Genomic DNA, 25,935 nt, shown 5'->3' on the forward strand with positions numbered 1-25,935 from the left:
CCCACCGACCGGGCTTTGCTCTACCAATATCGGAGCACGGGCTCGGCCCGGCGGGAGGGGTCAGCGATGCCGAGTTTCGACAGCCTGTTCAATGCCTTCGTCACCATTCTCGTAACCATTGATCCGCCCGGCCTGGCGCCGCTGTTCCTTGCCGTGACACGCGGCATGAACCGCGAGGAGCGCCAGCAGGTCTCGGTGCGTGCCTCGGTCATCGGCTTCTTGGTGATGGCGCTGTTCGCGGTGGCCGGTGCCTCGATCCTGTCGGTGTTCGGCATCACCCTGCCGGCCTTCCGCGTCGCCGGCGGCTTTCTGCTGTTCTTTATCGCCTTCGAAATGGTGTTCGAGCGCCGCCAGGACCGCAAGGAGAAGATCGGCGACGTCGCCATCACCAAGGACATGATTCACAACATCGCCGCCTTCCCGCTGGCGATCCCGCTGATCGCCGGTCCCGGCGCGATTTCAGCGACAGTGCTGCTTTCCGGCTCGTTTCAGGGTTTTGCCGCGCAGGCCGCACTGGTCGGCATCATCTTCGTCTGCCTCGCCATCACCTATCTGGTCTTCGTGCTGTCGGAACGCATCGACCGCATCCTCGGCCAGACCGGCCGCTCGATACTGACCCGCCTGCTCGGCGTCATCCTGGCGGCTCTGGCGGTACAGTTCGTCGCCGACGGCATCAAGGCGCTGATGGCCGGGTGAACGGCAGTCCCTACTGCCCTACTGCCCTACTGCCCTACTGTGCCGCCGTATCGATCACTTCAAAATCATGCGTGATCGTGGCCGTCTTGGCCATCATGGCGGAGGCCGAGCAATATTTTTCGATCGACAGGTCGATCGCCCGCTTGACCTTGTCGGGCGACAGCGCCCTACCTTTGACGATGAAATGCATATGGATGCGCGTGAACACCTTTGGCTCAGTCTCGGCCCGGTCGGCATCAAGCTCAACCACGCAGTCCTCGACCGCCTCGCGGCCTTTCTCCAGGATATGCACGACATCATAGGCCGAACAGCCGCCAGTGCCGATCAGCACCAGTTCCATCGGGCTCGGCCCAGGCGTCTTGCCTTCCGGCTTGGCCGCGGTTCCAAGCACCAGTTTATGGCCGCTGCCGGACTCGCCGACGAACGTCCGTTCCTCGACCCATTTTACGCGTGCCTTCACTGCTTTGTCCTTTCAGTCCCAGATCGCGCCTGTTGTCAGGCCATATCAACAACGCAAAACCCCGAAAGTCCATGCAGGACCCTCGGGGTGTATCAATCACGTGACGTCAGTCATCTGGCGACGTCAGCCGTTTGGATGTTGCTCTCGATCAGAACGGGATTTCGTCGTCCAGCTCGCGCGACGAACCGCCGCCACCGCCGCCCCTGGGAGCGCCGCCGCCACGATTAAAGCTCTCGTTCGGGCTGGACTGGCCGAAATCGGAACCGCGGCTGCTGCCGCCGGAATAACCGCCGACCTGGCCGCCCTCGCCCTGGCCGCGTGCGTCGAGCATCTGCAACTCGCCGCGGAATTTCTGCAGCACGACTTCCGTCGTGTACTTGTCGGCGCCGGTCTGGTCCTGCCATTTGCGCGTCTGCAGCTGGCCCTCGACATACACCTTCATGCCCTTCTTCAGGTACTGCTCGGCCACCTTGGCGATGCCTTCATTGAAGATGACGACATTGTGCCATTCGGTCTTCTCCTTGCGCTCGCCGGAATTCTTGTCGCGCCAGCTTTCCGACGTGGCGATACGGATGTTGACGACCGGCTCGCCCGAGTTCAAGCGGCGGATTTCCGGATCCGCGCCGAGATTGCCGACCAGAATGACCTTGTTGACGCTACCCGCCATGATTTTTCTCCGCGCTCATCCGAAAACAAATTTTTGTCGCAGCACCTTACAGGCTGCGCACGTCTGCCGCCTGCTAAGGCTGGCTTTTCCCACAAGGTTTTTGTTCCCTTTTCGTTCCTATATGCACTGCTGCTGATTGTCAAGGAATGGCAGCAATGCCCGAGCCCATCATATGGGTCTCAAAACAGCGCTTGCCAAATCAATAAGTATCGACTTATGCTTTTGTCATGATCGAAGCAGAGATTTTCCGCGCCCTGGCCGACCCGACGCGCCGCGCCGTCTTCGAGCGTCTCGCGGCAGCTGAGATGAGCGTGTCGGAACTGCGCAGCGGCCTGACGGTATCGCAGCCGGCGGTGTCGCAGCATCTGGCGGTGCTGCGTGGCGCCGGCCTGGTGGTTGAGCGGCGTGCCGGTCGCAACGCCTATTACCGTGCCGATCCGCAAGGGCTTGCCCCCCTGCTCTCCTGGATCGAGCGCTACCGGACCTTCTGGCCCGAGCGCATCGAAAGGCTGAAGACGGTTTTGAAGGACATGGACCAGTGAAGAACGTGGGACCAGTGAAGGATTTGGGATCAATGAACGCCAATACCCAAAGCAAAGCCGCCCCTGATGCGCTCGAGTTCGAGTACGATCTCGCCGAACCGCCGGAAAAAGTGTGGCGGGCGCTGACCGTGCCGGAATTGCTCGCCGCCTGGATGATGCCGAACGACATCAGGCCGCAGACCGGGAGCAATTTTACCTTTGCCGGGCCGGACGCCGCGATCGAATGCGAAATCCTCGACGCCGAGCCCGAACGCCTGCTGCGCTATTCCTGGCGGGAGCAGCCGGGCGACGCCGCGCGGCAGGATCCGCTCGACAGTGTCGTCACCTTCACGCTCGCCCGCACCGTTTCCGGCGGCACGCATCTCCGCATCGTCCATGATGGTTTTGCCGGGAAAGCGATGCCCGCCGTCGCCATGGCGGGTGGCGGCTGCCGGCTTTCGCTCGGGGCGCGCGGCGCCGGAAAGCCCATCGCCGCGAATACGCCGCGCCTCCTGCTGCGCGCAGCCTGAACACGGGAATCGGAGACGAAAAATGAGCGGTATTGCCAGTCTGGTGCCAATGGTGATCGAGCAATCGAGCCGCGGCGAACGCGCTTTCGACATTTTCTCGCGGCTGCTGCGCGAGCGCATCATCTTCATCAATGGCGAGATCAACGACGACGTCTCGGCGCTGGTCTGTGCGCAGCTCCTGTCGCTGGAATCGGACAATCCCGACAAGGAGATCTCGCTCTACATCAACTCGCCGGGCGGCGTGGTGACCAGCGGCTTCGCCATCTACGACACGATGCAATATGTCAGCTGCCCGGTATCGACCGTCTGCATGGGGTTTGCCGCCTCGATGGGCTCATTCCTGCTGATGGCGGGCACGCCGGGGCGCCGCATCGCGCTGCCGAACGCCACCGTCCTCTTGCACCAGCCGCTCGGCGGCTTTCAGGGCCAGGCTTCCGATATCCAGCGCCATGCCGAACGGATCGGCAAGACCAAACAGCGCATGGCCGAACTCTATGCCCAGCATTGCGGCCGCAGCTATGAGGAGGTCGAACGCACGCTGGACCGAGACCATTTCATGACCGCCCGGGAAGCACAGGCATGGGGCATCGTCGACCACGTCTTCGACACGCGCAAGAAAGCGGCATAGGCAGATTTTGGTCGGCATCCACACACATCAATTAAATGCAGATGTACCTGAAAATGATTTTCATCACCTATCAATAAATTCGGCGTCAATTGAATCCATTGAATTATGAACAGAGGCATAAATGCCGAAGCCTACCGATCCAAACAAACGAGCATTCCGCGCTATATTAGCCATAGCAGGAATATGCCTGGCATTTTTATTGCTAGTTAATGTTCCCGGCGGGTTTGAATGTCTGGCGCGTGGCGGCGACGTGCGAATGGAAGGTATATCCATTCGCTGCTACATGGATTTTAGCAACTGGCAACCAGGCGAGCCAGCACGTCCTGCGTTAGACTAATATGGAAATTTGAAGAACTTGAAGCCTGATCACCACATTGGAGGCTGACGGCGTCGCGCCCATTTCGCCGCCGCCGTCTGGCTTCGTATTGAGCGCGGCACTATAGTCGTGCCATGCGCCACCGCCTGAACAGACTGATGACAGCCATTGCGATTACCGCCGCGACGTCCGGCGGGGCTTTTGCCGGGGACAGTACCTCCCAGTCGCCGAAAGGCGCCCTGCCCGGCGTGAGCGGCGATTATCGCATCGCCAAGCCGGCTCCCCAGCCCGAACCCGACAACGCATTCCCCAGCGACGGGAACGGCACGTTCAAGATCGGCGATACCGATGTCAGGATTTCCGGTAGCATCACCGTCGATATGGCCACGGGCGGGATCAAGCCGCCGAGATAACCAGCGCCATTTCTGGCGAAGCTTCGCTGCAAAAGAACAGCCCCGCCGTGCCCTAGGGCAAACAGACGGGGCTTTTCTGGATCTCAAATCCATATTTTGCCGGGAGTGTACTGCCGGCGTTTGATTTCGGATGCCACGCGGCGTCAGCCGACGATCCGACTAGCAGTCTCTGATTGTTGGGGATACGGCAAGTCACGGTTTGTCGGGTGGCGCAAACGCTAAACCCTGGCACTTATGCCTGCCGCGGCTCCAACGAGGCGTGGAGCCCTTGGGGACTGTCCGGTGGCGTCATGCTCCGCTCCTGTGTCCGTTGCGACATTGCCGTCGCGAAGCGCAAATCGCAAATGCCTGCGGCGTCTCGCAGGCCGCCTTTGGGCGGCGAGGCCATCGAAAGACGGCCGGCTTCGCTGACTTTTGGAGACTGCTCCCGTGAGCCGGCCGCGTCAACCATCAATAGCCGGTTACCGAAAAACGTGATCGCTGGGAGGTTACGTACAAGTCAGATTTTACACAGCTTTGTCAGGAGCGTGTTCGGCCTTTGTTCTTTCTGCTTGCCCCTTCGCGCGAAAGGCGGTTAAACGACTTCTGTCGGGAATTGTGGCGTCTCTCGACGTGGCGGCAAAAACACCTACATAGGGGATGGCCGGGACAATCCCGCCAATCCCACGAATTCCAGATCTGAGGCGGCGACCGGCGATGGCCGACCATAAATTCCTTTCCATTCGCGGGGCGCGCGAACACAATCTGAAGAATGTCGATCTCGACCTGCCGCGTGACAGTTTGATCGTCATGACCGGCCTGTCCGGTTCAGGCAAATCCTCGCTCGCCTTCGACACCATCTATGCCGAAGGCCAGCGTCGCTATGTCGAGAGCCTGTCGGCCTATGCCCGGCAATTCCTCGAAATGATGCAGAAGCCTGACGTTGACCAGATCGACGGCCTGTCGCCTGCCATTTCGATCGAGCAGAAGACCACGTCGAAGAATCCGCGTTCGACGGTCGGCACCGTCACCGAGATCTATGACTATATGCGCCTGCTGTTTGCCCGTGTCGGCGTGCCCTATTCGCCGGCCACCGGCCTGCCGATCGAGAGCCAGACGGTCAGCCAGATGGTCGACCGCGTGCTGGCGCTGGAGGAAGGCACGCGCCTGTTCCTGCTGGCGCCGATCGTGCGCGGCCGCAAGGGCGAGTACCGCAAGGAACTGCTGGAACTGCAGAAGAAGGGTTTTCAGCGCGTCAAGGTCGATGGCGTCTTCTATGAGATCGCAGATGTTCCGGCGCTCGACAAGAAGTACAAGCACGACATCGACGTCGTCGTCGACCGCATCGTCGTGCGCGGCGATCTTGCCACGCGTCTCGCCGACTCCATCGAGACGGCGCTGAAGCTCGCCGAGGGGCTGGCGGTGGCCGAGTTTGCCGACAAGCCGCTCGATTCCAGCCAGACCGGCGAGGATTCGGTCAACAAGTCGAAGAACGAGACGCATGAGCGCATCCTGTTCTCCGAAAAATTCGCCTGCCCGGTGTCCGGCTTCACCATTCCGGAGATCGAGCCGCGGCTGTTCTCGTTCAACAATCCGTTCGGCGCCTGCCCGACCTGCGACGGTCTCGGCAGCCAGCGCGCCATCGATCCCAATCTCGTCGTGCCCGACGAGAACGTGTCGCTGCGCGACGGCGCCGTCAGCCCGTGGGCGAAATCGACCTCGCCCTATTACGTGCAGACGCTCGAGGCACTGGGCAAGGCATACAACTTCAAGCTCGGCGACAAGTTCAAGGATTTGAGCACCGAGGCCCAGGACGCGATCCTGCGCGGCACCGGCGAGCGCGAAGTCACTTTCCAGTATGATGATGGGCTGCGCTCCTACAAGACGACCAAGACTTTTGAGGGCGTCATCCCCAATCTCGAACGGCGCTGGAAGGAAACCGAATCCGCCTGGATGCGCGAGGAGATTGAGCGCTTCATGTCGGCGACGCCCTGCCCGGTCTGCAAAGGCTATCGGCTGAAGCCGGAAGCGCTGGCGGTGAAGATCGGCGGCAAGCATATCGGCGAGGTCACCGAGCAGTCGATCCGCAAGGCCGACCAGTGGTTCACCGACCTGCCCGCCCAGCTCAACGACAAGCAGAACGAGATCGCGGTCAGGGTGCTCAAGGAAATCCGCGAACGCCTGCGCTTCCTCAACGATGTCGGGCTCGACTATCTGACGCTGTCGCGCAATTCCGGCACGCTGTCGGGCGGCGAGAGCCAGCGCATCCGGCTGGCGTCGCAGATCGGCTCGGGCCTGACTGGCGTGCTCTACGTGCTGGACGAGCCGTCGATCGGCTTGCACCAGCGCGACAACACGCGCCTGCTCGATACGCTCAAGCATCTTCGCGACATCGGCAACACCGTGATCGTCGTCGAGCATGACGAGGACGCCATCCTGCATGCCGACTATGTCGTCGACATGGGGCCGGCCGCCGGCATCCATGGCGGCGAAATCATCGCCCAGGGCACGCCGCAGCAGGTGATGGCCAATCCCAATTCGATCACCGGCAAATATCTGTCGGGCGCGCTCGAAGTCGCCACCCCTGGTGCCCGGCGTGAGGCGAAAAAGAACCGGCGCCTGAAGATCGTCGGCGCGCGCGGCAACAATCTGAAGAACGTCACCGCCGAAATCCCGCTCGGCACCTTCACCGCCGTCACCGGCGTGTCGGGCGGCGGCAAGTCGACCTTCCTGATCGAGACGCTGTTCAAAGCGGCGTCGCGCCGCATCATGGGGTCGCGCGAGCATCCTGCCGAGCATGACCGCATCGAGGGCCTGGAATTCCTCGACAAGGTCATCGACATCGACCAGTCGCCCATTGGACGGACCCCGCGTTCGAACCCCGCCACCTATACCGGCGCCTTCACGCCGATCCGCGACTGGTTCGCCGGCCTGCCCGAAGCCAAGGCGCGCGGCTATCAGCCGGGACGTTTCTCCTTCAACGTCAAGGGCGGCCGTTGCGAGGCCTGCCAGGGCGACGGCGTCATCAAGATCGAGATGCACTTCCTGCCCGACGTCTACGTCACCTGCGACGTCTGCCACGGCAAGCGCTACAACCGCGAAACGCTCGACGTCCTGTTCAAGGGCAAGTCGATCGCTGACGTACTCGACATGACAGTCGAGGAAGGCGTCGACTTCTTCGCCGCGGTGCCCGGCGTGCGCGACAAGCTCGACACGCTGAAACAGGTCGGCCTCGGCTACATCCATATCGGCCAGCAGGCGACGACGCTTTCGGGCGGCGAAGCGCAGCGCATCAAACTCGCCAAGGAACTGTCGCGCAAGGCGACAGGCAAGACGCTCTACATCCTCGACGAGCCGACCACCGGCCTGCATTTCCACGACGTCGCCAAGCTGCTGGAAGTGCTGCACGAACTGGTCGACCAGGGCAACACGGTGGTGGTCATCGAGCACAATCTCGAAGTGATCAAGACCGCCGACTGGGTGCTCGACCTCGGCCCCGAAGGCGGTGACGGCGGCGGTGAACTTGTCGCCCAAGGCACGCCGGAAGCGATTGTGCGCGAAAAGCGCAGCTACACCGGCCAGTTCCTCAAGGAGCTGCTGGAGCGTCGCCCCGGAGGCAAGCGCGAAGCGGCCGAGTGATGGTCGGACCCGCTTGGCGCCCGCCGGAGGGCTTTGAATGACCATTAGAAAAGCGGTGGTCGGTGACCTCCAGGCTGTCGTCTCGCTGACCACGGCAGCTTATGCGCCCTACACCAGCCTGCTCGACGCGCCGCCGATTCCGGTGACTGAAGACTACGCGCCACGCATCGCGCGCGGCGAGGTCTGGCTGCTGGAGAGCGGCGGCGAACTTGCCGGCGTGCTCACACTGGAGCGGCATGTGGATCACGCGATGATCTTCTCCGTCGCGGTGTCGCCCGCCTTCCAGGGCAAGGGTTTCGGCATAAAGCTGCTCAGTCACGCGGATCAGCAGACGCGCTCGTGGGGCCTGCCGGAGATACGGCTCTACACCAATGCGAAAATGGAACGAAACATCGCGCTCTATCTCGCTTACGGCTATCGCGAAACGGGTCGTCGGCCCAATCCCTACCGGCCAGGCTGGACGCTCGTCGACATGGCGAAGGCGGTCGACAAAAACCCTGCTTCGTGATCGCTTGTTGACAATTGGGAGGGCGACAATGAGCAATCATAGGAATATCCGCTCCGGCATGGGTGGCTGGAGCTTCGGTCTTTTGATCGCGCTCCCAGAGGGAACTGCGTGACCGCACGGATTCTCATGATCGCGCTCGACGGGGCGGATGGAGCCTTGCTCGACAGGGCGAGTCGGGACGGTATGCTGCCCTGTCTCGCCGCGTTGCGGGCGCGAGGCAGGGTCAAATATCTCACCGCACATGCGGGCGCGACGGACGACGCGCTGTGGGCCTCGTTCCAATACGCGGCCGGCATGGGTGAACACGGTCGCTATCACTATGAGCAACGGCTGCGCAGCGGCCAGTTCGGCATGGTCTGCACCGATGAAATCGACCGCGAAACCTTCTGGGAAACAGCGCCGGAACTCAGGATAGGCGTCTTCGACATTCCAAAATGCCGCCTCCCGCGACAGTTCAATGGCATCCATCTTGCAGACTGGCTTGTCCATGGGCGCTATTTCCGCGAGCCCAAAAGCTATCCGGCAGCGCTTGCCGGTGACGTGGTCACGCGCTTCGGCGCAGCGCCGCCGAGCAGATGCGACCATGAAGGCCGATTGAACGACACCGAGGCTACAGCGGTTGTGGCCAATCTGCGCCTTGCAGTCGCCAGCAAACATGCCGCCGCCCTGCACTATCTCGGCAGCGAGTCCTGGGATCTGTTCATCGTCGGGTTCAAGGAGGCGCACTGCGCCAGCCATGCGCTTTGGGATCTCGTCGACGGGGCGGACCCGAAGTTCGACCCGGCCCGCAACAGTCGGCTCGGCGCCCCGATCGACGTGATTCTTGGCGACATTGATCGCGCGATTGGCGATCTCGTGGCCTCAGCCGGCCCAGACACTGAGATCGTGGTGTTCTCGACGACGGAAATGCGGCCGAATGCTACGCTTGCTCACCTGATGCCGGAAATTGTCGACCGTATGAACCGCATCCTCGGTGAGTCGCATTGGACGCGGTTTGTGCGCCATGTCGTGAAAGCCAGGGACCGGCGCTGGTGTCCGCTTTGCGAAATGCTGCCTTACAACGAGAACTGCGCGGCTCTTCGCATCAATCCATCCGTGGTCTTCAAGGATGGTGGCATTGAGGTCGAGCGATCAAGACTGCTCGATCAGGTTGAATCCCTCCTGATGGAACTGAGGGAAGACCAGACCGGCCAGCCGGTGATCACGATGATCGACAGGGCGGCTCGACAGCATGCCGGCGCGCGCGCGGCCGAATTGCCTGATCTCCTGGTGCATTATCGCGCTGGCCTGTGCCCAGGCGCGGTGTGCTCATCCAGACTTGGACGCATTGAAGCCAAGCCGCCGGGATTAAGACCTGGCAATCACGCCCCGGGCGGTTTCCTCATTGTCGTCGGGGACAAGCTCGATGCCTCGAAGGTCACCGGCATGCAGAACCTGGGGCCGATGGCAATGCGTGTACTGAATGGTTCTGGTGGCTTGCCAACGGATAAGAGCGGGTTTGCCCGGTTTTCTTGATCCTCATGATATGACCGCACACATAAAAGCGACAGGGAGAACGACAGTGAGTAAATCGGGAACAATCCGCTCAGGCATGGGCGGCTGGACCTTCGAGCCCTGGGACACGTCCTTCTATCCGGACAAACTGTCGAAGGCCAAGCAGCTGCAATATGCCAGCCGGCAGGTGCCGAGCATCGAGGTCAACGGCACCTACTACTCCAGCTTCAAGGAGCCGACCTTCGTCAAATGGGCTGGCGAGGCGCCGGACGGTTTCGTCTATTCGCTGAAGGGCAACCGCTTCGTCACCAACCGCCGTGTGCTGGGCGAGGCCGGTGAATCGATGATGCGCTTCCTCGGTTCCGGCGTTGCCGCGCTCGGCGACAAGCTCGGCCCGATCCTGTGGCAGTTCGCGCCGACAAAGAAATTCGACCCGGACGATTTCGAAGCCTTTTTGAAACTGCTGCCGGAAAAGCAGGATGGGGTCGCGCTGCGCCACGCGCTTGAAGTGCGCAACGACAGTTTCATCGTGCCGGAATTCGCGGCACTTGCCCGCAAATACAAGGCGGCGATCGTCTATGCCGACCATGCCAAATATCCTGATATCGCCGATGTCACCGCCGATTTCATTTACGCCCGCCTCCAAACGGGCTCTGATGACAATCCCGACTGCTACACGCCGAAGGGCCTCGACGAGTGGGCGGCGCGGGTAAAGACCTGGGCGGAAGGCAAGCAGCCGGCTGATTTGCGGCGCGCCGATCCCGCGACGGATGCGCCGGTGCAGCCGCGCGACGTCTTCGTCTACTTCATCACCGAGGGCAAGGTGCGCGCGCCCTTCGGGGCGATGGCGCTGATGAAACGCCTAGCCGGCTGACGAGCATCAGTCGGTATCCGCAGGCCATCATCTACGCGTTTTGCGCGTGCCAAACGCCTACTCGTGGCATCTTCGCCGCGATCGTAACCTTATCGACACTTCCTTGCTGCATGAATGCGATGACGCCAAGCCGCAGAGCTGGAGCCGCCGCCGGCAGGGAAAGAGGGGCATGTCGCTCGACTATACTTCACTTCTGCTGGCTGTTGGTTTCTCCGCCGCTTGCCTGAGCCTGACATTGTTCGGCATGTGGCTGACCGCCCGCACGGAAAGGTTCCTGCTGACATGGGCGATCAGCCTGGTGTTCGTGGTCGGTGACATCTTCGTCTATGACGCCTATATCGACATGCCCGGGCGCCTGCTCGGCATCGCCACCCTTGCCCTGTTGTTGCTCGGTTTCTCGACCATGCTGGGTGCCGCCTACCAGTTCAGAACCGGTGGCTCGCCGTTGCCGCGGGCGCTCTGGGGTTGCGCCTCGCTGGCGATGGCGCTGCCTGCCATGGCTCTCGGCTACGACGGCCTCGGTTTCATGTTTGAGAACCTGTTCGCCGCCTTGCTGCTGTTCGCGACGGCGATCGAATATTGGAGAGGCCGCGACGAAGCCCCTGCCCTGACGATCGGCATCACCACGCTCTACTCGGCCACCGCCATTTCCTTCATGCTGTGCGCGGGGGTTTTGGCATGGGACGGCAAGCTGGTTCTCGGGCATGCACCAAGCAACTGGGCCGAAGAACTGAGCCTCATCATCGTTATAGCCAGCATGACGGGTATTGGCGCCCTGTCGCTTGCTCTCAATCAGGGGCGTCTGGCCAGGCACCACCGACGCAATGCGCTGACCGATCCCTTGACCGGCTTGCTCAACCGGCGCGCACTGTTCGACATGCACGGCAATGTCCCGGTCGGCGCCTTCACCGCGGTGGTTGTCTTCGACCTCGACAATTTCAAAGCCATCAACGACGAATTCGGCCACGCGGCGGGCGACGAGGTGCTGAAGGTGTTTGCCAGCGAACTCGCCGGCAACCTTCGCCAGACCGACGTTGCCGCACGCATGGGCGGCGAGGAATTCGCACTGGTGTTGAAGCGCACCCTGCCGGAGACGGTCGAGGACGCTGCAGAGCGCATCCGCACCGCCTTCGCGACGCGCCTGATAGAAACCGAGGCGGGATCCCTGAGGTGCACGGTCAGTGCCGGCTTTGCGTTTGGCAGCAAAGAGGGCCTCAGCTTCGACAAGGTGCTCAGCGCCGCCGACAAGGCGCTCTACGACGCCAAGCGCGGCGGCCGCAACCGCGTCACCGCCTCTCCGTTCCGGCGCGCGAGCTGATTCCGAGCCTATGACGCTGGATAGGCGAAAGCGGCTCTAATGCATGTCGCCCAAAAGTGGCCCCGGTTTGGGAGAACGACATGCATGAAACAAGGACCTAAAGCGCGTCGCATGAAGCCGTTCAGATGCGACGCGCTTTAGGCCGCCATGACGATTTCATTGAAGGTATCGAGATCGACATAGAAGACCTTGGTGATCTCCTCGATCAGATCGTCGTATTCGCAGCCCTGTGACCGCAAGATGTTGATGGCGGCGATGATGTCGACGCGTTCGGTAAGCCGCCGCTTCTGATAATCCTCGACGTAACGTTCCATGGCTGTCCCTTAGCCTGTGTGCCCAAACGCGTTTGAACGACAGATCGCAGGAGGGAAGCTAGGAAGCCTTGCTTGCGTGGAACTTGCCCGGCCTTCGCCGCGCCCTCGATCTGCGATAACCAGACTGATACGGAAGCGGCCGACTCACAAAGCCAACAAAAGACTAGCATGCAGCCTCTGGCGCGCCAGAGATGCAGATCGCGAGATGGAAGAAATATTGGACTTGCCAGGGACTTTGGATCGTCAGCCGAAGTTCAATACCGATTCTAGACGGTAAGGAACTTGCGCACATCGGCCCGGTCTAAATCTTCCGCCGGGCCAGTATGGACGATCTGGCCCCTGTCCATGATGTTGACCTCGTCGGCGAGTTCGCGGCAGAAGTCGAGATATTGTTCGACCAGCAGCACCGCAATGCCGGCCTGGTCGCGCAGGTAACGGATGGCACGGCCTATATCCTTGATAATCGATGGCTGGATGCCTTCCGTCGGCTCGTCGAGCACCAACAGCTTCGGCCGCATCACCAGCGCCCGGCCGATAGCCAGTTGCTGCTGCTGGCCACCGGAAAGATCGCCGCCTCGACGGCCGAGCATCTGCTTCAGCACCGGGAACAATTCGAAGACATGCGTCGGCACATTGCGGTCGGCACGCTTCAACGGCGCAAAGCCGGATTCCAGGTTTTCGCGCACCGTTAGCAGGGGAAAGATCTCCCTGCCCTGCGGTACGAATGCGATGCCCGACCGGGCGCGGTCATACGCCGCGCTCCGGTCGAGCGCCTTCCCCTCGAAGGCAACGCTTCCGCTCGTCAGCCGGTGGTGGCCAACGATCGATCTCATCAAACTGGTCTTGCCGACGCCGTTGCGGCCGAGCACGCAGGTGATCTTGCCGGCGCCCGCCTTCAGCGAAACGCCGCGCAGCGCCTGGGCGGCGCCGTAATGGAGCGTGGCGTTTGAAACTTCGAGCATGTCAGCGCCTTCTCCAGAACCGTAGGAAGGCCAGATCGAAGTGATGGAAATGCACCCGCCAGACCATGTTCATCTCCCCAGATAGACTTCGACGACGCGCTCGTCGGCCGAAACGAAATCGAGCGTGCCTTCCGACAGCACCGAGCCCTCGTGCAGGCAAGTGACCTTGACGCCGAGTTCGCGCACGAAATGCATGTCGTGCTCGACGACGATGACCGAATGGTCGCGCGCAATGTCCTTGAGCAGCCGCGCGGTCTCCTCGGTCTCGGCATCGGTCATGCCGGCCACCGGCTCGTCCACCAAAAGCAGCTTTGGATCCTGTGCCAACAGCATGCCGATCTCCAGCCACTGTTTCTGGCCGTGGCTGAGATTGGCCGCCAGCTCATGGCGCTTGTCACCTAGCCGGATGATGCCGAGAATGTCGTCGATCTGCCGCGCCTCGGCCGCCGAGCGGCGATGAAAAAGCGCCGGGAAGATAGAACGCGGTCCCTTCAGCGCCAGCATCAGGTTTTCTTCGATCGTGTGGCTTTCGAAGACCGTCGGCTTCTGGAATTTGCGGCCGATGCCCATCATGGCAATCTCGGCCTCGTCATGCCTGGTCAGATCGACCTGGCCGTCAAAGAACACTTCGCCCTCATCGGGTCGCGTCTTGCCGGTGACGATGTCCATCATCGTCGTCTTGCCGGCGCCGTTGGGCCCGATGATGGCGCGCATCTCCCCCTTTTCGAGCACCAGCGACAGATTGTTGATAGCGCGAAAGCCGTCGAAGGAGACCGAGACGCCGTCGAGATAGAGGATGGTGTTCGACTTGCTCATGGCCCTTACTCCGCCGCCTGCGGTTCGGGCTCGGACCACGACCACTCGCCTGGATTTCTCGCCGGCGAGCGAGCGGGCTTCGAGGTCGCGGACGCCACGGCAACCTCGGTGCCGGCTTCTTCAGCAACCGCGGCTGCGCGCAACGCCTTCGCATTGCCGCGCCAGCTGTCCCACATGCCGATGATGCCCTTCGGCAGAAGCAGCGTGACCGCCACGAACAGGCCGCCCAGCGCAAACAGCCACAATTCCGGCAGCACGCCGGTGAACCAGGATTTGCCTGCGTTGACCAGCAGCGCACCGATGATCGGCCCGACGATTGTGCCGCGCCCGCCGACGGCCGCCCAGATCACCACCTCGATCGAATTGGACGGCTCGAACTCGCCGGGATTGATGATGCCGACCTGCGGCACATAGAGCGCGCCGGCAATGCCGGCCATCACGGCCGAGACGGTGAAGGCGAACAGTTTTACGTTCTCCGCTCGCCAGCCCAGGAAGCGGGTGCGGCTCTCGGCATCGCGCACAGCCATCAGCAGCTTGCCGTATTTGGAGCCGACGATCGCCCAGGTGATGAACACGGCGAACGCCAGCATCACCGCGCTTGCGGCGAACAGCGCCGAACGGGTCGCATCGGCCTGCACGTTGAAGCCCAGAATATCCTTGAAATCGGTCAGGCCGTTGTTGCCGCCGAAACCCATGTCGTTGCGGAAGAAGGCGAGCAGCAGCGCATAGGTCATCGCCTGGGTGATGATCGAGAGGTAGACGCCGGTGACACGGCTGCGGAAGGCGAACCAGCCGAAGACGAAAGCGAGCAGGCCGGGCACGGCGAGCACCATGATCGCGGCAAACCAGAAATGGTCGAAGCCGTACCAGAACCAGGGCAATTCCTTGTAGTTCAGGAACACCATGAAGTCCGGCAGGATCGGGTTGCCATAGACGCCGCGCGAGCCGATCTGGCGCATCAGGTACATGCCCATCGCATAGCCGCCGAGCGCGAAGAAGGCGCCATGGCCGAGCGAAAGGATGCCGCAATAGCCCCAGACCAGGTCGAGCGCGAGCGCCAGCAGCGCATAGCAGAGGTACTTGCCGGTCAGCGCCACGATATAGGCCGGGACATAGAAGGCGCTGGTCGGCGATACCGCAAGATTGAGCAGCGGCACGATGATGGCCACCCCCAGCAAGATGAAGATGGTGATGGCGATGCGGCGGTCCGCGCCCGCGGCGAAGAAGCGTCCCGTGATCATGCTTCCACCGCCCTGCCCTTGAGCGCGAACAGGCCGCGCGGGCGCTTCTGGATGAACAGGATGATCAGCACCAGCACGACGATCTTGCCGAGCACGGCACCGGCATACGGCTCAAGGAACTTGTTTACGATGCCGAGCGAAAAGGCGCCGACCAGCGTGCCCCAGAGATTGCCGACGCCGCCGAAGACCACGACCATGAAGCTGTCGATGATGTAGCCGCGGCCGAGATTGGGCGAGACATTGTCGATCTGGCTGAGCGCGACACCGGCAATGCCGGCAATGCCGGATCCGAGCGCGAAGGTCAGCGCGTCGACCCATGGCGTCCTGATGCCCATCGACGCCGCCATGCGGCGGTTGGCGGTGACGGCGCGCATCTGCAGCCCCCATGGCGTGCGCTTCATGACGTAGAGCAGCACGCCGAAGACGGTGAGCGCAAAGACCAGGATCCAGAGCCGGTTCCAGGTGATCGCCAGTTGTCCGACGTCGAACGAACCCGACATCCAGGAAGGATTGCCGACTTCCTGGTTGGTCGGCCCGAAGATCGAGCGCACCGCCTGCTGCAGGATCAGCGAGACGCCCCAGGTTGCCAGCAGCGTCTCCAGCGGCCGGCCATAGAGGAAACGGATGACGCCGCGCTCGATGGCCAAGCCGACGAGGGCGGCGACCAGAAAAGCAAGCGGCAGCGCGATCACCAGTGACCAGTCGAACAGGCCGGGAAAGGACGTCCGTATCACCTGCTGGACGACGAAGGTGGTGTAGGCACCGAGCATCACCATCTCGCCATGCGCCATGTTGATGACGCCCATGACGCCGAAGGTGATGGCGAGCCCGATCGCCGCGAGCAGCAGCACCGAGCCCAGCGAGATGCCGTACCAGATGTTTTGGCCGGCATCCCAAAGCGCCAATGTCGAATTGATATTGGCGATCGCGGCCGTCGCGGCTTCCTTGACCGCTCCGGAGGCATTGGCCTCGACCGAGGTGAGCAGTGAAACCGCGTCACGATCGCCGCGCGAGCCGATCAGGGCGATTGCGGCGAGCTTGTCTGCATCGGGCTTGTCTGAAACCAGTATGGAAGCGGCGCGCGCCTGTTCGAGCAGAGCCTTGACGCTCGCCACGCCTTCACTGGCGATCGCCGCGTCGAGCGGCTCGATATTGGCAGCGTCCGGTGTCTTGAACATAGTGTCGGCTGCGGCGATGCGGACAGTCGGATCCTTGGAGCCGAGCGTCAACGTGCCCAATGCATCACGGATGGCGCGGCGCAAGGTGTTGTTGACAGTGATCTTGGTTATGTCGTCCGCGGAGGCCTCGCCAGCTGCCTCACCGCTTAGCGGGTCAAAAAGCTGGACGCTTTCATCGCCTTCCTTGCCGACAAACACCATCGAGTCGGCCGTGCGAATGTAAAGATTGCCGTCAGCCAATGCAGCAAGCGCCCGTTCGACAGCGGGATCCCCTGTGGCGGTCAATTCGTGAACGACGGCTCCCGTCTCGGAAAAATCCGTTGCCGTAGCGAACTTGGCGATGATGCCACGCAGGTCGGCTTCCGCCGCGCCCGAAGACGACAGCGTCGCCAACAGGAACAGCAGCGTCAGGCCAATCGTGCGGAGCAGACTCATCGGCTTCAGGCGACCCTTGGAGGTTGAATTGGGCGTCCGGACGGTGGAGGAAACCGTCCGGACGCGCGCGGTCTTGGGCATGGACCTGAAGGTCCAGCCCGGGGAGGATCAGTTCGTTCCCTTGCCGCCACACTTGCCGGTGGCAACGTTGAAGTTGCCGCAGGACAAAGGCTTGCGCCAATCCGAGATCAGGTCCTTGGAGTCCGGCAGGTAGTCGGACCATTCATCGCCCATCACCAGGCCCGGTGTCTTCGAAACCGTCTCGAACTGGCCATTGGCCTGGATTTCACCGATCAGAACCGGCTTGGTAATGTGGTGGTTCGGCATCATCGTCGAATAGCCGCCGGTCAGGTTCGGCACCGAAACGCCGATCATGGCATCGATGACCTTGTCCGGATCGGTGGTGCCGGCCTTCTGGACCGCCTTCACCCACATGTTGAATCCGATATAGTGGGCTTCCATCGGGTCGTTGGTGGTGCGCTTGTTGTTCTTGATGAACTTGTGCCAGTCGGCGATGAACTTCTTGTTTTCGGGCGTGTTGACGCTCTCGAAATAGTTCCAGGCGGCGAGATGTCCGACCAGCGGCTTGGTGTCGAGACCAGCGAGCTCTTCCTCACCGACCGAGAAGGCCATGACCGGGATGTCCTCGGCCTTGATGCCCTGGTTGCCGAGTTCCTTGTAGAACGGCACATTGGCGTCGCCATTAACGGTCGAGACGACGGCGGTCTTCTTGCCGGCAGAACCGAACTTCTTGATCGCCGAGACTTCAGTCTGCCAGTCGGAGAAGCCGAACGGCGTGTAGTTGGTCATGATGTCCTCGGCCGCGACGCCTTTGGACTTCAGGTAGGCTTCTAGGATCTTGTTGGTCGTGCGCGGATAGACGTAGTCGGTGCCTTCAAGCACCCAACGCTTCACCGAGCCACCGTCCGCGCTCATCAGATAGTCGACCGCCGGAATGGCCTGCTGGTTCGGAGCCGCACCGGTGTAGAACACGTTGCGCTCGCTTTCCTCGCCCTCATACTGGACGGGATAGAACAGGATGTTGTCGAGTTCGGAGAACACCGGCAGCACCGACTTGCGCGACACCGAGGTCCAGCAGCCGAACACCGCCGCGACCTTGTCCTTCGAAATCAGCTCGCGTGCCTTTTCGGCGAACAGCGGCCAGTTGGAAGCCGGATCGACGACGACGGCCTCAAGCTTCTTGCCGAGCAGGCCGCCCTTGGCGTTCTGCTGCTCGATGAGCATCAGCATGGCGTCCTTCAGCGTCGTCTCCGAAATCGCCATGGTCCCCGACAGCGAATGGAGAATGCCAACCTTGATCGTGTCCTCAGCCGCCTTGGCGGGTACGGACATCAACAGGCCGGCGGCGATCACGCTTGCCGAAAACATTTTTGTTATTGTAGAGAAACTACCCCTCATACCGAAGACTCCCAAGCTGGTTGATTGCACCGCAACAATACAATGCAACCCCCATGCCAACCGCTGCCGGGATATTGAAAAACGGCAAATAGTTAAACATTATCAGGCATTTATTATATTAGATTGAGCGAACAAAAGAGAGCCGGTTAAAAATCGGTTGAGAGAAATTTGCGCAACGCACACGGCATTTGCCTAATTTTCGCCCAATTTCACAAGATGCCTAGATTTTGACCTACGAGCCCATGCCGCGGACGACAAATGTTGCGGCACAGCGCAAAAATAGGGCAAGCTCGCCGCTCAACCGAGCGACGTCATGGCATCCCTGATTTCACGCATTTTTATCAGCACAGTGCTTCTGGCGGCGGCGACCGGCGCCGCACGGGCCGATTTCAGCGACGGCAAGATGCCTGACGGCACCTATCACTGTGAAGTCTACCTGCTCGGCATGTTCCTCGACCTTGGAGACATCACGATCAAGGGGAACGTCTATAGCGGCCCTGTAACCTTCGGAACCGCCCAGCAGGCTTACAACTATCAGATGAACGCAAACGGCGAGATCTCCTGGCTGGGACCGCTCGGTGGCTACACCGCCGGCGGCAACTCGCTGTCGATGACCCAGGCAACGCTGGATGGCCAGAGCCCCCCCTCCTTCGACATCATCATGAAGCAACCCGACGGCGCCTTCACCGCCTCGACCTGCACCAGGAACTGAACGCAAAAAAGGCGCGGAACCATGTCAGGTTCCGCGCCAGCAGGCAGTCGGGAGGTCAGATGGTCTTGGCCGACATCTGCGCGGCGATGTAGTCGGCCTGGCGGATCGCCAGCGACACGATGGTCAAGGTCGGGTTTTCAGCGGCACCCGTCGTGAACTGGCTGCCATCCGACACGAACAGGTTCTTGATGTCGTGCGTCTGGCCATGGTTGTTGACGACGCCGTCCTCCGCCTTCTCGCTCATCCTGTTGGTGCCGAGATTGTGGGTCGAGGGATAGGGCGGCGTCGGGAAGGTTCGGGTAGCGCCGACCGCGTCGTAAAGCGCCGAGGCCTGCTTGTAGGCATGGTTGCGCATCGCCGTGTCGTTCGGATGGTCATCGAAATGCACATCGGCGATCGGCATGCCGTGCTCGTCCTTCTCGTCGGCATGCAGCGTGATGCGGTTCTCCTCGCGCGGCATGTCCTCGCCGACGATCCACAGGCCGGCCATGTGGTCGTAGTGGTCGAGCGCGGTGGTGAAGGAGCGTCCCCAACCGCCCGGATCGAGGAAGGCGGCCATGAACGGCAGGCCGAGCGACAGCGTCTCGAACTCATAGCCGCCAACAAAGCCGCGCGACGGATCATGCCGCGCCTCGTCGCGGATGATGCCGGCCATGGTGGTGCCGCGATACATGTGCACCGGTCTGTCGAAGATGGCGTAGACCGATCCGGTGGTGTGGCGCATGTAGTTCTTGCCCACCTGCCCCGACGAATTCGCGAGGCCATGCGGGAACTTGGCTGATTGCGAATTGAGCAGCAGGCGCGGACTCTCGATCGAATTGCCAGCCACCGCGACGATGCGGGCCTTCTGCTCCTGCAGCTTGCCGTCCTTGTCGGCATAGACGACGCCGGTCACCTTGCCGCTGGCGTCGTGGTTGATCTTGATCACCATGGCGTTCGGCCGGACTTCGAGATGGCCTGTCGCCTCGCCCTTGGGAATCTCGGTGTAGAGCGTCGACCATTTGGCGCCCCATTTGCAGCCCTGGAAGCAGAAGCCGGTCTGCTGGCAGGAATTGCGATCGTCGCGCTCGACCGAATTGATGGCCATGTTGCCGGTGTGGCATTCCTTGTAGCCGAGCTTGTCGGCGCCGGCCTTCAACACCTTGAAATTGTTGTTACCCGGCAGGCGCGGCCAGTCATTGGTGCCGGTCACGCCCATCTTGGCTTCCGCCTTTGCGTAATAGGGCTCCATTTCGGCAAGTGTCACTGGCCAGTCGAGAAGGTTTGCGCCCTTCACCTTACCGTAGGTGGTTGCCGCCTTGAACTCGTGCTCCTGGAAACGCAGCGAAGCGCCGGCCCAGTGCGTGGTCGAGCCGCCAACCGACTTGACGATCCAGGCCGGCAGATTCGGGAAATCCTTGGCGACCCGCCAGTCGCCGGATGTGGTGCGCTTGTCCTTCCAGGCGAGCTGGGCGAACGAATCCCACTCGTCATTGATGAAGTCCTCATATTCGTGGCGGGCGCCCGCCTCGAGTATGACGACGTCTATACCCTTCTGCGCCAGTTCGTTGCCGAGCGTGCCGCCGCCGGCACCGGAGCCGATGATGACGACCACGCCATCGTTCTTGAGATCAAATTGTGCTGCCATGGTTTCCTCCCATGAGATCGGTCAAAAAGCGGTTGCGGACAGAGCGGCTCAGAGCCACTCGATGTCGTTGAAACCGCGCGCGATGTAGCCGCCCTTGGAATAGGACTCGCCCTCGTAACCGAAGATCGGCCACACCTCTTTCTGGTTGTAGAGGCTGACGACGAGGCCGCCGCGCACCGCCTGGAAGAAAGGCGTCTTCTCGATCTCGGTGAGCAACGCCACACGCTGCTCTTCCCAGCCGAGCCCGCGATAACCACTCTTGCCGGCCTTCTTGTCGAGTTCGGCAATGCCCTTCTCGATCAGCTCCTTGTGGGCAGGATCCTTGGCGGCTGTCTCGTCATGGCTTTTGACGGCGATGGCGTAATATTTGTCCGGCACCTGGTCGTGCGGATAGATGTCGCGCGCCAGTTGGATCAGCGTCGCCATCGTCTCAGGCTTCAGCGCCGAGGTCTCCAGCCCCCAGGCGTGCTCTGGGCTGATGATGGCGCTGCCCGAAATGACGAGCAATGCGCCCGCTCCACCACGTTTGAGAAGCTCGCGCCGTGACAGGCCGGGCTTCCTCTCATAGATCGTGACCATTTGTTCCTCCCTGCTTGCTGTTCGCACCCTTGGGGTGCCGTTGCTGGCGCCGCGCTGGTCCGCGCGGCCGGTTGTCCCCTATTGAAAACGTCCCCCACGCTGCAGAACCTCGATCTTGTAGCCGTCAGGATCCTCGATGAAGAAAAAGCGGGCGATGAGCGAACCGTCGCGGTTGAACTCGACGATCTTCTTCGGATTGAGGCCGAGCGCGCCGAGGCGATCGTGTTCGCTGTCGAGATCGGCGACCGAGACCGCGAGGTGGCCATAGCCGTCGCCAAGCGCATAAGGCTCCTGCCGGCCCTTGTTGACGGTCAACTCGACTTCGAAAGGTGTGTCGGCATTGCTGAGATAGATCAGCGTAAAAGTCTCGAAATCCAGCCTTTGGGCGATCTCCAGGCTGAACGCCTTGCTGTAGAAATCGATGGACCGGGCCTCGTCGAGAACCCGGATCATGGTGTGGATCGCCTTCGCCAAATCAAACTCCGCAGGCCTCGCGCTATGGAGGATGATTATGCGCGCCAGCGAAGAAAGGTGGTGGCAGCCGATTACCACGTATAAGATTGGGAATGGGTAGTGTCCCATCTAAGGACGAAAGTCCGATTGCCGTAGTCGACGGTCCGGTCGAAAATGAAATCGCAGGCAGTGATCAAAAGGCGCCGATGGCCCCGTCGACGCTCAAGACCAACAAAAACGGGAGGTTACGATGTGCAGAGTGTTTGCCGCACAGGATCCGGAAGGCTATCGCCAGATCAACCGGTCGATTCGCATCGATGGACATTCGACCAGCATCCAGCTCGAGGCGACGTTCTGGGCCTTGCTTGACGAAATCGCCGAAAGCCAGAACCTGACGACGCCGAAATTCATCTCGAAGCTTTACGACGAAGCCATCGAGATCAATGGCGAGATTCCCAATTTCGCCTCCATGCTGCGCACCACCTGCGCGCTCTATCTGCGCGGCCACCGACCCAGCATGGACGAGCGGATGGCGCTGAAGCAGGAAGCCGCCTAGAGCAATTCCGGGAAAAGTGTGAGCGGTTTTCCCTAGGGAATTGCGTAAAACAAAGAGATAGAGCGGTTTGCCGTCTCCGTGAAACGGTGAAACGCTCTAGCGCCCTTCCGCCGCGATTTCGAGTGCCAGTCGGCTCATATCGGTGAAAAGCGCCTGGCGTTCGGAATAATCGGCCTGTTCGCCGGTAACCAGACTGTCGACGACGGTCAGCAGCGACAGGGCCCTCGCGCCGAAATGTGCCGCTATGCGGTAGAGCGCACTGGTTTCCATATCCACGGCCAGGGCTCCGAGCGCCCTTGCTTCGGCGTAGCGAGCGCGCGCCTCAGGATGGTAGAATATGTCGGTGCAGACTGTCAGGCCGGCGTGGTGGTCGATGCCGAGTTCGGCTGCCTTGGCCAATGCACAAGCGAGCAGGCCCGGATCCGGGCCGGCATCGGCTTGGTAAAGGCCAAAGACCTGACCGCTGTCGGTGTTTTCCGGCCGTGCCGATTGCGAGATCACCAGGCTGCGCAGCTTGGCCTCGGCGCTCAGGCCGCCGCAGGTACCGGTTCGGATCAATGTTCGGGCGCCATAATAGTCAAGCAATTCATGAGCATAGATCAGGAACGATGAAACACCGATGCCCGTCGCCTGAATGCTGATGGGCTGACCGCGATAAAGGCCGGTAAAGCCGAGCGCGCCGCGCCGGCGATTGACGCAGCGTGGCGCCTCCAGAAATGTCCGCGCCATCCATTCGGCGCGCTGCGGGTCACCCGGCAACAGCACCGTATCGGCGTAGTCACCCTTGGCTGCTTCGATATGTGGCGTCAACCGCTGCTCCCCCAAGCCCGCTTGCCGTTTCACCCGCAATCATGGCGTTGTCGGGGCGCTGCGCAAGGCGGACCATCGAAGAAAGCTAAATTAGGACTCCAGCATATCCTTGACGATCGTCGCCAATTGCTTGAGCGAAAACGGCTTCGGCAGGAAGCCGAAATGCGCGTCGGCCGGCAGGTTCCTGGCGAAGGCATCCTCGGCATAGCCGGAGACGAACACGAACTTGATATCCGGCTGGCGCTTGCGCAACTCGCCAAGCAGGGTCGGCCCGTCCATCTCCGGCATGACCACGTCCGAAACGACGATGTCGACCTTGCCGCCCAGGGCTTCGAAGACTTCCAGCGCCTCGACGCCCGAGGACGCCTCATGCACCGTATAGCCACGCGAGGTCAGCGCCCGCATGCCACCCATGCGCACGGCATCCTCGTCCTCGACCAGCAGCACCGTGGCTGACCCCGACAGGTCCTTGGTGCTGTCGACCGGTTTGACCGGCACAGCGCTCGGCGCGTCCCCGGGTTCAGCCGCCTTCTTCGCTTCCGGGATGTGACGCGGCAGGAAGATGCGGAAGGTCGATCCCTTGCCGACTTCGGAATCGCAGAAAATGAAGCCGCCGGTCTGCTTGATGATGCCGTAGACCATGGACAGGCCAAGGCCCGTGCCCTTGCCGACCTCCTTGGTGGTGAAGAAGGGCTCGAAGATCTTCTTCAGCACGTCAGGCGCGATGCCGCTGCCGGTGTCCTCGACCTCGACCACGACATAGTCGGCCACGGCGAGTTCGCGATAGGGGAAGGTCTTGCACTCCTCGGCGGTGACGTTGCGGGTGCGCACGGTAAGATCGCCGCCGGCAGGCATCGCGTCGCGCGCATTGACCGCCAGATTGACCACCACCTGCTCGAACTGGCCGATATCGACCTTGACCGGCCACAGGTCGCGGCCGTGATCGATCTTCAGCTTGATGTCGTTGCCGACCAGGCGGGCAAGCAGCATCCTGAGATCGGCGAGCACGTCGGTGAGGTTCAGCACTTCCGGCCGCAGCGTCTGCTTGCGCGAGAAGGCCAGCAACTGCCTGACCAGCGAAGCCGCGCGATTGGCATTCTGTTTTATGTTCATGATGTCGGGGAAGGACGGATCCGACGGCCGATGATTGGTCAACAAAAGGTCCGACGCCATGATGATGGCGGTCAGCACATTGTTGAAGTCGTGGGCGATGCCGCCGGCGAGCTGGCCGACCGCCTGCATCTTCTGGCTTTGCGCCATCTGCCCTTCGAGCGCCTTCTGCTCGGTCGTCTCGACGGCGTAGACGATGGCCGATTCCTCGGCGCCCTCGCCGCCGGTGCCGTCGGCGACGGCGTTGACGTAGAAACGGATGTGCCGGTCTTCGTTGCCGGGCAGCACGGTGTCGATCGGCTCGATGTCGGCCTGCCGCTGCCGGGCTTTCTCGAATGCCGCGGCAAAGGCCGGCCGCTCGCGCTCATGGATCACCGTGTCGAGCCGCACGCGGCGATCCACGGCGTCCCGGTCGACGACCGAGGCAAACAGCGACAGGAAGGGCGCGTTGGTGCGCAGGATGCGCCCGCTGGCATCGACGCCCGCGATCGCCATCGGCGTCGAATTGAAGAAGCGGGTGAAGCGCACTTCCGAAGCGCGCAGATCGGCCGACGCATCCTCGCCCTGCGTGCGGTTGAGCACGATCGTGCGCGTCGGGCCGCCGATACCTTCTCGGCTGGCCGAAACGCGATGCATGAAGCGCACTGGCAACGCTTGCCCCGACATCGTCGTCAGGTCGAGATCGATGACCGCGTTGCGCGTTGTGCCGGGGTCGGCCTTTACCGAGCGTACCAGCGCCATGCCGTCGCCGGCAACGATATCCGGCAAGGTCACGGCGCCGGGCGTGAAGCTGGCGAGATCGATGCCCAGCCATTCCGCGAGCGTGGCGTTGATGTAGGTGACGCGGCCGTCCTGGTCGGCTGAAAAGAAGCCGGCCGGAGCGTGGTCGAGGTGATCGATGGCTTTCTGCAGATCGAGGAAGAAACGTTCCTGCTCGGCCCGTTCCTGCGAAATGTCGGCGAGTTGCCAGGCCAGCATCGGCAAGCGCTGGCCCGGAACGCTGAAGGTGCGGGCGCGCGCCCTGTACCAGCGGGCGCCCGGTTCGGCGCCGGGCCGGATCGATTGCGCCAGCCGGAACTCACCGTCGCCCGGCTGGCCGTCACGCAGGCCGGAGGCCAGCCGGTAAATGGTCACCGAGGCCTCGGGAACATCCGAAAGCAGCCCCTCGACCGTCTTGAGGTCGGCGGCCGAGGACGCCCCGGTCATGTCGGCATAGGCCCGGTTGGCGTAGACGACGCGGCCCTTGGTGTCGGTGACGAGCAGGCCTTGCGCCATCGAATCGACGAACGCCTTGGACAGTTCATCGCCGGTCGAGCGCGGCGTGACCTGGACGAAGCCGATCGCGGTCGCGAACAGGAAGCCGACGCCGATCATCGCCAGCACGCCGAGCATGCCAAGCAGGAAGGGATCGCCGAGGCGCTCGCGGAACAGGCCGAAGACGATTGCCGCGCCCGTCAGAACGACGATGAAGATGATGAGCCGGGTGACCGCGCCCGGTCGCGTGTTCTGGTCGACGATCGGTACCGGATAGAAATCGCCGCGCGCTTCCTTGGCCATATGCCCCCTGCTCGTGAAGTCCGATGTTCCGACGCCCGCCCCTAATGCATGTCGCCCAAAAGTGACTTCGATTTTGGGAAAACGACATGCATGAAAACAAGGACCTGAAGCGCGTCGCATGAA

General features: G+C 61.8%; 25 protein-coding genes. 12 read left to right on the forward strand and 13 right to left on the reverse strand.

Annotation, left to right across the window (positions count from 1 at the left end):
• Window positions 1-66 precede the first annotated feature (66 nt).
• On the forward strand, window positions 67-696 hold the full coding sequence (locus tag AC04SF_RS19410) for a MarC family protein (protein ID WP_010909625.1): 630 nt from the start codon (window positions 67-69) through the stop codon (window positions 694-696).
• Window positions 697-730: 34 nt separating this feature from the next.
• Here the strand turns inward: AC04SF_RS19410 and AC04SF_RS19415 are convergent, their stop codons facing one another.
• Together AC04SF_RS19415 and AC04SF_RS19420 are read right to left on the reverse strand one after the other, a co-directional pair.
• Window positions 731-1,156 (reverse strand): OsmC family protein, encoded by a 426-nt coding sequence (locus tag AC04SF_RS19415; RefSeq protein ID WP_488479128.1) that lies wholly within the window; start codon window positions 1,154-1,156, stop codon window positions 731-733.
• Between the two features lie 148 nt (window positions 1,157-1,304).
• Window positions 1,305-1,823 carry a single-stranded DNA-binding protein gene (locus AC04SF_RS19420; protein WP_096446383.1) on the reverse strand — a complete coding sequence of 173 codons (519 nt, stop codon included), beginning with the start codon at window positions 1,821-1,823 and terminating at the stop codon, window positions 1,305-1,307.
• Window positions 1,824-2,050: 227 nt separating this feature from the next.
• Here AC04SF_RS19420 and AC04SF_RS19425 point away from each other — a divergent pair, with 227 nt between their 5' ends.
• From AC04SF_RS19425 to AC04SF_RS19465, 9 genes are all read left to right on the forward strand, one after another.
• The gene (locus tag AC04SF_RS19425; protein WP_010909628.1) at window positions 2,051-2,365 is read left to right on the forward strand and encodes an ArsR/SmtB family transcription factor; all 315 of its coding nucleotides are present in this window, start codon (window positions 2,051-2,053) and stop codon (window positions 2,363-2,365) included.
• Between the two features lie 32 nt (window positions 2,366-2,397).
• Entirely contained in the window at window positions 2,398-2,874 is a 477-nt protein-coding gene (locus AC04SF_RS19430) for an SRPBCC family protein (RefSeq protein WP_488479129.1), read from the forward strand.
• 22 nt (window positions 2,875-2,896) lie between these two features.
• Window positions 2,897-3,502: an ATP-dependent Clp protease proteolytic subunit gene (locus tag AC04SF_RS19435; RefSeq protein ID WP_096446387.1), complete on the forward strand. Its 606-nt coding sequence runs from the start codon at window positions 2,897-2,899 to the stop codon at window positions 3,500-3,502.
• Between the two features lie 474 nt (window positions 3,503-3,976).
• Window positions 3,977-4,231, forward strand: coding sequence for a hypothetical protein (locus AC04SF_RS19440; protein ID WP_202353892.1), 255 nt, complete (start codon window positions 3,977-3,979; stop codon window positions 4,229-4,231).
• A gap of 696 nt (window positions 4,232-4,927) precedes the next feature.
• Complete coding sequence (gene uvrA / locus AC04SF_RS19445; RefSeq protein ID WP_488479130.1) at window positions 4,928-7,849, forward strand: excinuclease ABC subunit UvrA; 2,922 nt, start codon at window positions 4,928-4,930, stop codon at window positions 7,847-7,849.
• Between the two features lie 37 nt (window positions 7,850-7,886).
• Entirely contained in the window at window positions 7,887-8,357 is a 471-nt protein-coding gene (locus tag AC04SF_RS19450) for a GNAT family N-acetyltransferase (RefSeq protein ID WP_488479131.1), read from the forward strand.
• A gap of 126 nt (window positions 8,358-8,483) precedes the next feature.
• Window positions 8,484-9,872, forward strand: coding sequence for a hypothetical protein (locus tag AC04SF_RS19455; protein WP_488479132.1), 1,389 nt, complete (start codon window positions 8,484-8,486; stop codon window positions 9,870-9,872).
• Between the two features lie 46 nt (window positions 9,873-9,918).
• On the forward strand, window positions 9,919-10,725 hold the full coding sequence (locus tag AC04SF_RS19460; RefSeq protein WP_488479133.1) for a DUF72 domain-containing protein: 807 nt from the start codon (window positions 9,919-9,921) through the stop codon (window positions 10,723-10,725).
• 169 nt (window positions 10,726-10,894) lie between these two features.
• Window positions 10,895-12,043 (forward strand): GGDEF domain-containing protein, encoded by a 1,149-nt coding sequence (locus AC04SF_RS19465; RefSeq protein ID WP_488479134.1) that lies wholly within the window; start codon window positions 10,895-10,897, stop codon window positions 12,041-12,043.
• A 137-nt stretch (window positions 12,044-12,180) separates the two neighbouring features.
• Here AC04SF_RS19465 and AC04SF_RS19470 read toward each other — a convergent pair whose 3' ends face one another.
• The 6 genes from AC04SF_RS19470 to urtA all read right to left on the reverse strand — a co-directional run bounded on the left by AC04SF_RS19470 (window position 12,181) and on the right by urtA (window position 18,378).
• On the reverse strand, window positions 12,181-12,357 hold the full coding sequence (locus tag AC04SF_RS19470; protein WP_010909636.1) for a hypothetical protein: 177 nt from the start codon (window positions 12,355-12,357) through the stop codon (window positions 12,181-12,183).
• A gap of 266 nt (window positions 12,358-12,623) precedes the next feature.
• The gene (urtE, locus tag AC04SF_RS19475) at window positions 12,624-13,319 is read right to left on the reverse strand and encodes an urea ABC transporter ATP-binding subunit UrtE (RefSeq protein ID WP_096446401.1); all 696 of its coding nucleotides are present in this window, start codon (window positions 13,317-13,319) and stop codon (window positions 12,624-12,626) included.
• 69 nt (window positions 13,320-13,388) lie between these two features.
• Window positions 13,389-14,135, reverse strand: a complete 747-nt coding sequence (gene urtD / locus AC04SF_RS19480; RefSeq protein ID WP_488479135.1) for an urea ABC transporter ATP-binding protein UrtD — start codon at window positions 14,133-14,135, stop codon at window positions 13,389-13,391.
• Between the two features lie 5 nt (window positions 14,136-14,140).
• Entirely contained in the window at window positions 14,141-15,376 is a 1,236-nt protein-coding gene (gene urtC, locus AC04SF_RS19485) for an urea ABC transporter permease subunit UrtC (protein ID WP_488479136.1), read from the reverse strand.
• Window positions 15,373-16,989 (reverse strand): urea ABC transporter permease subunit UrtB, encoded by a 1,617-nt coding sequence (gene urtB / locus AC04SF_RS19490; protein WP_488479137.1) that lies wholly within the window; start codon window positions 16,987-16,989, stop codon window positions 15,373-15,375. The genes urtC and urtB overlap by 4 nt, the downstream gene beginning before the upstream one ends.
• A 108-nt stretch (window positions 16,990-17,097) precedes the next feature.
• Window positions 17,098-18,378 (reverse strand): urea ABC transporter substrate-binding protein, encoded by a 1,281-nt coding sequence (gene urtA, locus AC04SF_RS19495; RefSeq protein WP_488479138.1) that lies wholly within the window; start codon window positions 18,376-18,378, stop codon window positions 17,098-17,100.
• Between the two features lie 343 nt (window positions 18,379-18,721).
• Here urtA and AC04SF_RS19500 point away from each other — a divergent pair, with 343 nt between their 5' ends.
• The gene (locus tag AC04SF_RS19500) at window positions 18,722-19,120 is read left to right on the forward strand and encodes a hypothetical protein (protein WP_488479139.1); all 399 of its coding nucleotides are present in this window, start codon (window positions 18,722-18,724) and stop codon (window positions 19,118-19,120) included.
• Between the two features lie 55 nt (window positions 19,121-19,175).
• Here AC04SF_RS19500 and AC04SF_RS19505 read toward each other — a convergent pair whose 3' ends face one another.
• The 3 genes from AC04SF_RS19505 to AC04SF_RS19515 all read right to left on the reverse strand — a co-directional run bounded on the left by AC04SF_RS19505 (window position 19,176) and on the right by AC04SF_RS19515 (window position 21,800).
• A complete protein-coding gene (locus AC04SF_RS19505; RefSeq protein ID WP_488479140.1) occupies window positions 19,176-20,747 on the reverse strand; it encodes a GMC family oxidoreductase in 1,572 nt (523 codons plus the stop codon).
• Between the two features lie 48 nt (window positions 20,748-20,795).
• Entirely contained in the window at window positions 20,796-21,326 is a 531-nt protein-coding gene (locus tag AC04SF_RS19510; RefSeq protein ID WP_096446413.1) for a Twin-arginine translocation pathway signal, read from the reverse strand.
• 78 nt (window positions 21,327-21,404) lie between these two features.
• The gene (locus tag AC04SF_RS19515) at window positions 21,405-21,800 is read right to left on the reverse strand and encodes a VOC family protein (RefSeq protein ID WP_095200076.1); all 396 of its coding nucleotides are present in this window, start codon (window positions 21,798-21,800) and stop codon (window positions 21,405-21,407) included.
• Window positions 21,801-22,029: 229 nt separating this feature from the next.
• Here AC04SF_RS19515 and AC04SF_RS19520 point away from each other — a divergent pair, with 229 nt between their 5' ends.
• A complete protein-coding gene (locus AC04SF_RS19520) occupies window positions 22,030-22,335 on the forward strand; it encodes a ribbon-helix-helix domain-containing protein (RefSeq protein WP_096457344.1) in 306 nt (101 codons plus the stop codon).
• A 96-nt stretch (window positions 22,336-22,431) separates the two neighbouring features.
• Here AC04SF_RS19520 and AC04SF_RS19525 read toward each other — a convergent pair whose 3' ends face one another.
• Window positions 22,432-23,145, reverse strand: coding sequence for a purine-nucleoside phosphorylase (locus AC04SF_RS19525; protein WP_488479141.1), 714 nt, complete (start codon window positions 23,143-23,145; stop codon window positions 22,432-22,434).
• 90 nt (window positions 23,146-23,235) lie between these two features.
• Window positions 23,236-25,812 carry a cell cycle histidine kinase CckA gene (gene cckA / locus AC04SF_RS19530; RefSeq protein WP_488479142.1) on the reverse strand — a complete coding sequence of 859 codons (2,577 nt, stop codon included), beginning with the start codon at window positions 25,810-25,812 and terminating at the stop codon, window positions 23,236-23,238.
• Window positions 25,813-25,935 lie beyond the last annotated feature (123 nt).

The organism is Mesorhizobium sp. CNPSo 4671 (genome assembly GCF_057784245.1).

Bases quoted from the DNA above. Each gene is read 5' to 3' on its own strand.
- AC04SF_RS19410 (WP_010909625.1), top strand. From the start codon at position 67: ATGCCGAGTTTCGACAGCCTGTTCAATGCCTTCGTCACCATTCTCGTA.
- AC04SF_RS19420 (WP_096446383.1), bottom strand. From the start codon at position 1,823: ATGGCGGGTAGCGTCAACAAGGTCATTCTGGTCGGCAATCTCGGCGCG.
- AC04SF_RS19425 (WP_010909628.1), top strand. From the start codon at position 2,051: ATGATCGAAGCAGAGATTTTCCGCGCCCTGGCCGACCCGACGCGCCGC.
- AC04SF_RS19430 (WP_488479129.1), top strand. From the start codon at position 2,398: ATGAACGCCAATACCCAAAGCAAAGCCGCCCCTGATGCGCTCGAGTTC.
- AC04SF_RS19435 (WP_096446387.1), top strand. From the start codon at position 2,897: ATGAGCGGTATTGCCAGTCTGGTGCCAATGGTGATCGAGCAATCGAGC.
- AC04SF_RS19440 (WP_202353892.1), top strand. From the start codon at position 3,977: ATGACAGCCATTGCGATTACCGCCGCGACGTCCGGCGGGGCTTTTGCC.
- uvrA (WP_488479130.1), top strand. From the start codon at position 4,928: ATGGCCGACCATAAATTCCTTTCCATTCGCGGGGCGCGCGAACACAAT.
- AC04SF_RS19450 (WP_488479131.1), top strand. From the start codon at position 7,887: ATGACCATTAGAAAAGCGGTGGTCGGTGACCTCCAGGCTGTCGTCTCG.
- AC04SF_RS19455 (WP_488479132.1), top strand. From the start codon at position 8,484: ATGATCGCGCTCGACGGGGCGGATGGAGCCTTGCTCGACAGGGCGAGT.
- AC04SF_RS19465 (WP_488479134.1), top strand. From the start codon at position 10,895: ATGTCGCTCGACTATACTTCACTTCTGCTGGCTGTTGGTTTCTCCGCC.
- AC04SF_RS19470 (WP_010909636.1), bottom strand. From the start codon at position 12,357: ATGGAACGTTACGTCGAGGATTATCAGAAGCGGCGGCTTACCGAACGC.
- urtE (WP_096446401.1), bottom strand. From the start codon at position 13,319: ATGCTCGAAGTTTCAAACGCCACGCTCCATTACGGCGCCGCCCAGGCG.
- urtD (WP_488479135.1), bottom strand. From the start codon at position 14,135: ATGAGCAAGTCGAACACCATCCTCTATCTCGACGGCGTCTCGGTCTCC.
- urtC (WP_488479136.1), bottom strand. From the start codon at position 15,376: ATGATCACGGGACGCTTCTTCGCCGCGGGCGCGGACCGCCGCATCGCC.
- urtB (WP_488479137.1), bottom strand. From the start codon at position 16,989: ATGAGTCTGCTCCGCACGATTGGCCTGACGCTGCTGTTCCTGTTGGCG.
- urtA (WP_488479138.1), bottom strand. From the start codon at position 18,378: ATGTTTTCGGCAAGCGTGATCGCCGCCGGCCTGTTGATGTCCGTACCC.
- AC04SF_RS19500 (WP_488479139.1), top strand. From the start codon at position 18,722: ATGGCATCCCTGATTTCACGCATTTTTATCAGCACAGTGCTTCTGGCG.
- AC04SF_RS19505 (WP_488479140.1), bottom strand. From the start codon at position 20,747: ATGGCAGCACAATTTGATCTCAAGAACGATGGCGTGGTCGTCATCATC.
- AC04SF_RS19510 (WP_096446413.1), bottom strand. From the start codon at position 21,326: ATGGTCACGATCTATGAGAGGAAGCCCGGCCTGTCACGGCGCGAGCTT.
- AC04SF_RS19520 (WP_096457344.1), top strand. From the start codon at position 22,030: ATGTGCAGAGTGTTTGCCGCACAGGATCCGGAAGGCTATCGCCAGATC.
- cckA (WP_488479142.1), bottom strand. From the start codon at position 25,812: ATGGCCAAGGAAGCGCGCGGCGATTTCTATCCGGTACCGATCGTCGAC.